We start from the raw sequence: 6,156 nt of genomic DNA, 5'->3' as shown, positions 1-6,156 counted from the left end.
CACCAGCAGTAGGTGAAGCATCAACCAGATAATCCGATGAGATGCCGGTCTGTCTCACTCTCATGCAAAGGTAAGATCAACCATTTAATCCGCTTACCCGAATTTATTTGCCACTACACGTTCACAAGTTGCAGACCACTATAGCTATGTTCAACGTGTTAAGCGAGTATTGGGCATAGCCAAAAAGTTAAAAGATTCATTTGTGAAAAAGCTTTCAATCAAAAAACTAAAGCTGAAGTTTTAGTAACAAGGTAAGTAACACGCTTGAATCTTAATATTTTTTATCCACTATAAAACAATAAGTTATTAGATCTTATCGATTCCGCCTCCGGCACCACTATTCTAAAGGCCCTGCACTTTGTGCGGGGCTTTTTAGTTTCTGATGGTGTACCAGATTTGTACCAATCGAGCCATCAACGTTACAAGCCACTCGTTTCAAGTGCTCGGTAGCCAAATGTGCATAACATGGTAACGGTTAGCCGTTGAGGCAGACGCTTCACTCCGAATATCAAACTTTACCTCGTCAATCAGACTTCGATTGATTTGGTCTAGATAGAGACCTCTAAAGTAAACGTCTAACCGTCTTAACTTACCAATATCTTTTTGGTGGTCGCGTTTATCTTGCTTTTCAGTCAACCAACGGATTGGTGAGCCCGACAGCTTAACGTCTGACTCATGGTTAACGATTACGGAATCAGATCAGTTATTAGTAGTCAACGATCATGGCTCTAATTATGAATTTGCCAATACGTAATCCAATGAACCACAACCAAACACTCTACTCCGACAGTTCGTACAGAGGGCTTCCGCTTTGGCCTCAGCATTTGCCTTATATTCAGGAACTCTTATTTGATCTACATGACACAATGACAAGAGCGATTGAGGAACATCCACGTACGCTGGCTGTTCGCTTTGATTTGAAAGTGCCTGTAGCCCGTATTCCCTTGCACCATAAACCACGAAAGACCGCACGACTCACTCAATGATATGACACCGTTTGATTACCGAACTGCGGCATAAATATTCTATCAGATGACTGTGTTATAAATGGGATATTTACACTTCTACCTGCCTAAAATATTCACGCTCGAAGTTGTTCGGTGACATTCTGAAGGCCCTGCACTTTGTGCGGGGCTTTTTTATTTCTACAGACCGACTACCAACAATTATTCGTACCATGGAGCCGAATTCTAGAAGGGCTGTCGATCTCTTAAAACCTCAGTTTGTCAATTGTTTAGAGGGTTTAGCAGTTATCGCTCCCGCTAGTACCAAGCCAATGGCGGCAGCTATCAAAGAGCTGTTGAATGTTTCACTATAAGCTCTAAGCGCCTCTGCCAAGAGAGGACCTATAATTTGCCCCACTCCATAAGAAAGCGTCATGACTGCCAGCATATTAAACTTTACTCTGTACTTTATTTTTTGTGCGGCTGACATTGCAATTGTTACGGTTCCCATGAAGGTGGAGCCGACCAAAATGGCACTTAAAAGATAAAAGCTAGAGGACGAACCCATCGTCGGTAGCACTACACCTAACGCCTGTACGCCTAGGTTAGTTTGTAAGGCAAGCTGGGAACCTAGACGTTGATGAATTTTGTGCCAAATAAAGCACGAGGGCATGGCACCTAATCCGAATACCGCCCAGATATGTGACGAATCAACCTCGGGTAACACTTGATGGACTAAAAACGGTAAATAGGTTGCGGTGATTATGTATCCTAAGCCAGCCAGTCCGTAGCAAAAAATAAGTGCACCGGTACCGATATTGGGCGCTTGCCTTTTACTTTCCGTTTGGTAGTTTGGGCTTGCTTTGGGATTGCTATCAAATAGTCCTCTGAGCACCATGATACCGAGAGCTACGGTCAATAATGCCAGTGCTAGCCACATTTCAAAACTGGTTAACAGCAACCAATCCGCTAACACGATCAGTTCTGCAGAGACGACGATGCCAAAACCCACCCCCGCAAATAATAAAGGTGCATGGTGCGAGTGGCCGCGGTGTTCAAGTAGCCAAAGCGAGGCTGCCACCATAGAAAAAGCACTAAACACGCCAGCAATAAAGCGCACCGCAATAATCGCTACTGCGGGCAGTGGCATTGCTAATAATGCCATAAATACAGCCGTGCCGATGACAGCACAAAGACACATACGATGAGCGTTGTGAGGTTTAATATATATAGACAGTAGTGACCCGACCAAATAGCCACAGTAATTGAGTGTAGCTGCCAAGCTACCCGCCCAAACACTCAACACGCCTTCTTCGACCATGTGAGGCAAAATTGCTGTGTAGGCAAATCGCCCAAAACCCATTCCAATAGTAAGAATTAACGCCGCTTCTAGCGCCGTTCTGATGCCGCGATCTTGATTATTACGGTCCACCGATTCCATTACAGCGTGTCCTTAACGACATCGATCAGACGTGAAAGTGCGGGAGTCAGGTGGCCTTGTCGCCATACGAGATAAGTATCAATGGTTTGACAATTTAACGAGGCTAACGTCTTAGCAGCAGGACTCAACTCTAAGACGCTTCTAGGTAACAAAGTGACACAGTGCCCCGCTGCAACGCATGCAATCATGGCGTGATAAGAATTTAACTCCTGGACACACCACTCGGAACTCGCATCAATATCCAAAACCGTCTCAGCTATCTTGCGATAAGTACATCCCGAAGCAAAAGCGGCAAGAGTGCGAGTTTCTAATTGAGTTATATCTTTCACACCCGCTTCGTTGGGTGGTAGTAGAAGAACTAAGTCTTCTTGCCAAACAGGTAGCGAATTGAGTGTCCGATCATCGAGCTCATCGTGCGCTATTTGCTCTGCATGCAAAGCCACAAAAGCACAGTCAATTAACCCTTTTTGCACCTCATCAATAAGCCTGCTTGAGGGGGCTGTCTTTAAACTTACATGAACCTGCGAGAATCTCTTAGTAAAGTCCGCTAGCAGCTGTGGTAAACGACTTGCAGCTGTACTTTCCATACTTCCCATTCGCACACTACCACCGCTTTGTTCCCCCAAAACGACCTGTTTAGCCTCCTCTTCTAGCGCGATAAGGCGTTTCGCATATTCTAAAAATTGCTCGCCGGCATGAGACAACGATAACCGCTTATTAATACGTACAAACAGGTCAGTGGCGACCTCAGACTCAATCTGCTGAATTCGAGTAGTAACATTTGAAGGCGCTCGACCCAGTCTCTCTGCAGCGCGAGTGATACTTAACTCATCAGCCACACAGCAAAAGATTTTCAACGATTCAATATTCATTATATTCTCAATACAGGAATTTATTTAAAAATACATTCTTTATATGAGAATTTCAAATGCTACAGCCAAACTTGAAGCGAATTAGCGTTTAATGTAGCTTTACAGGGTTCGTATCAACCGCGAGAAGTAATGCGTAGACTGGGATTTTTAATTTTTGTACTGTTTGCCGTTCTGACTCAAATCAGTCAGGCGGTCGCTGACGTGCATCAAACCCATCAATCTGCGTTCGAGCAACACCTCAATTTCGAACACGACGAATCCCATATCGATAAAAGCAATCTCCCGAGTAGTGGTCAAATTAGTTTTGATTGTCACCACTGTTGCCATTGTCATGGCTCATTTCACCTCTATGCCATAAAAGCGGAGCGGACATTGACTTTGCCGCGTGTCGCGACGATCCGTCCGGGCTATGCCCAGGCTTATACAAATCCCTCTTCAGCGCCATTATTCCGGCCTCCCATCTCCTCATAACTGCTTAACACGCTGCTTTCGCAGCACTTAATTTGTTTTACGCAGTAACATGACTGAGGAGTCTACCTATGCGTTCGTTTTCGAAACGCAGCAAACGCTTGTTTGCTGCAATTAGTATGGCGTTGAGTTCAAGCTTCGCCAGCGCACAGCAATTGCCTGACCTATGGCAACAAGCAATACAGCAACATCCAAGTGTTCAGGCGGCCGAGCAACAAGCTCAAGCACTGATCCAGCAAGGCCGCCAGCTCAATCAACCGCTATATAATCCAACCTTGTCTTCTCGCTTAGAGCGCGAGGGAGACGTCAATAACTACGCGGTGGGTGTGAGTCAAACGCTCGACTGGAGTACCGGTAATGAAGCTCGCGCCAGCCAAGCCGATGCCATGACAGCGTTAGCACAAAGCCTCTATCGTCAAACGGCGACCCAGCACGCTAAAGAGCTACTCGATGCTTATGTGCGCTGGTTTGATGCCCAAAGGCGATACAGCTTGGCGAAACAGCAGGAGGACGTGGTTCAGCAAGCTATCGACATCGTCTCTGAGCGTCGTCGAGCAGGTGACTTGGGGCCGTGGATGAACAACTGACCATTTTGGCGTTAAGTCGTCAATTACAGCAAACCGCTGCAACATACCAAACGTTGCAGTCTGCTGAAGCGGATTTAAACGCCTTACTGACCACCTCTGATTTCAATCAACTCACCATTGAGGATGGCGTATTTGATATTACACCCAGTTTAACGGTTCGCTGGCAACAGCATCCGCAGTTAAAGGCCGCTTATCTGCAATGGCAGCTTAAACGTGCCGATGTCGACTGGAAGCGCTCACTAACGACGGCCAACCCGACGTTGGGTATTGAAGCGGGCGAGACCGACCACGAAACCGTCGTTGGTTTATCTTTCAGTATGCCTTTGCAGATCCGTAACAGCTACAACGACGCAGTGCATGCGGCGAGTAGCGAAGCACTGGCGGAAGAGAAGCGACTCATGGCGTTGAAGCATCAGTGGCAAGCGGCGCTCAAATCCTCGCTTAACAACTATCGCTTTATCAAAAGCCAATGGCACAGCTGGCAACAACGCTTTCAAGACCGACAGAGCGCTTCGTCCCAAGTGATAGAGCAGTCCTGGGTCGAAGGCGACTTATCAACCACCGATTACCTCACCGCAATGCGCCAACAACTCGACAGTCAATACGCAGGTATCGCGTTACAAACGCAATACCGTTTGGCGGCTATCGAATGGTTATATCGCTCGGGTGAACTCAGCAAAGCTCTGAAGTTAAGCCCGCTCAGTCAGCACACAAGTAACGCGATTGGAGAATAAATCATGTCAGTAAAACCTTTACATGCAGTCATAGCAATGGTGCTGAGCGTTTCAACTCAGGCGCAGGAGCAACATCAAGAAGACCATGAAACACACCAAGAGCCCGCTGGCATCACACTTTCTGAGCAGCAACGTGATATGGCCGACATTGCCACTGGCAAACTCAGCGCTCGCGTGATCGAGTACCCCGTGTATGCGCCCGGCGAGGTAGTGGCGAACGATTTCAATAGCTACGTTGTCAGTCCTCGAATTGATTCCACCATTTTAAGACGCTTTGTCAGTATCGGCGATCACGTCGAACAAGGTGAACCGCTGGCTACGCTATTTAGTGCGCGTATGGCGGACGCACAAAGCAGTTATTTAGTTGCGCTAAACGAGTGGCAACGGGTGCAGTCGCTGGGTGAATCGACAGTCGGTGAAAAACGCTTCGTCGAAGCACAAAATACGTTTACCTCAGCGCGCGCTAAACTCAAAGCGTTTGGTATGCTACTTAACGAAATTGAGCGTTTAACCAAGCCCGATTATCCACTTGGAGAATATCAACTGACGTCTGATATTAACGGCATTGTGGTTAGCGATAACTTTAAGCAAGGTCAACAAGTGAGTGCAGGTACCGAGCTCGTTGATGTGCTGCAAGAAGCAAGTTTGTGGGTGAACGCACGACTACCCGGTACCACCGATCTTAACGTTAAGTTTGGTGATCAAGTGATGGTGACAGTCGATGGAGTCGACTACCCTGCAAAAGTCATTCAGGAGGGGCATACCATCGACCATAAAACCCGCACACGCACTATCCGACTGGCAGTCGATAATAAGCAAGACCGCCTTCATCCTGGACTTTTTGCTGATGTCTACTTCACCGTTGAGTCGGAGCAACCGGTATTAGCGGTTCAGGACTCAGCACTGATGCGTGCTCCAGATGGCGACTGGCAAATCTTCATTGAACGTGCTCCCGGTCAGTTCGAACCCCAAGAAGTCGAACTAATTGATGAAAAAGGTCCGTGGAAGATTATTGACGGGGTATCGGAAGGCACACGATACGTCAGTCAGGGGGCTTTTTTCGTCCGTTCACAAATTGCTAAGGGCGGCTTTGACCCGCATAACCATTAA

General features: G+C 47.1%; 7 protein-coding genes. 4 read left to right on the top strand and 3 right to left on the bottom strand.

Annotated elements, in window-relative coordinates; all coding sequences use genetic code 11:
• The first annotated feature begins 734 nt into the window (after positions 1 to 734).
• Positions 735 to 986, top strand: a complete 252-nt coding sequence (locus tag AWU56_RS10705; protein WP_286682509.1) for a hypothetical protein — start codon at positions 735 to 737, stop codon at positions 984 to 986.
• Between the two features lie 232 nt (positions 987 to 1,218).
• Here the strand turns inward: AWU56_RS10705 and AWU56_RS10700 are convergent, their stop codons facing one another.
• The 3 genes from AWU56_RS10700 to AWU56_RS10690 all read right to left on the bottom strand — a co-directional run bounded on the left by AWU56_RS10700 (position 1,219) and on the right by AWU56_RS10690 (position 3,590).
• Complete coding sequence (locus AWU56_RS10700) at positions 1,219 to 2,385, bottom strand: YbfB/YjiJ family MFS transporter (RefSeq protein ID WP_006956260.1); 1,167 nt, start codon at positions 2,383 to 2,385, stop codon at positions 1,219 to 1,221.
• Positions 2,385 to 3,257, bottom strand: coding sequence for a LysR family transcriptional regulator (locus AWU56_RS10695; protein ID WP_286682508.1), 873 nt, complete (start codon positions 3,255 to 3,257; stop codon positions 2,385 to 2,387). The genes AWU56_RS10700 and AWU56_RS10695 overlap by 1 nt, the downstream gene beginning before the upstream one ends.
• Positions 3,258 to 3,404: 147 nt before the next feature.
• Entirely contained in the window at positions 3,405 to 3,590 is a 186-nt protein-coding gene (locus AWU56_RS10690; protein ID WP_040488077.1) for a hypothetical protein, read from the bottom strand.
• Between the two features lie 206 nt (positions 3,591 to 3,796).
• On the opposite strand from AWU56_RS10690, the gene AWU56_RS10685 reads away from it, so the two are divergent.
• Genes AWU56_RS10685 through AWU56_RS10675 form a run of 3 tightly spaced genes read left to right on the top strand, consistent with a single transcriptional unit; the run spans position 3,797 to position 6,156 of the window.
• Positions 3,797 to 4,312 (top strand): TolC family protein, encoded by a 516-nt coding sequence (locus tag AWU56_RS10685; RefSeq protein WP_006956263.1) that lies wholly within the window; start codon positions 3,797 to 3,799, stop codon positions 4,310 to 4,312.
• Positions 4,297 to 5,046 (top strand): TolC family protein, encoded by a 750-nt coding sequence (locus tag AWU56_RS10680; RefSeq protein WP_242603670.1) that lies wholly within the window; start codon positions 4,297 to 4,299, stop codon positions 5,044 to 5,046. The genes AWU56_RS10685 and AWU56_RS10680 overlap by 16 nt, the downstream gene beginning before the upstream one ends.
• Positions 5,047 to 5,049: 3 nt before the next feature.
• Positions 5,050 to 6,156, top strand: coding sequence for an efflux RND transporter periplasmic adaptor subunit (locus AWU56_RS10675; protein ID WP_006956265.1), 1,107 nt, complete (start codon positions 5,050 to 5,052; stop codon positions 6,154 to 6,156).

It is taken from the genome of Idiomarina sp. T82-3 (assembly GCF_001577655.1).
GTDB lineage: Bacteria > Pseudomonadota > Gammaproteobacteria > Enterobacterales > Alteromonadaceae > Idiomarina > Idiomarina baltica.
The sequence above is the reverse complement of the archived record's forward strand: the minus strand, read 5'-3'. Positions and strand labels throughout refer to the sequence as shown.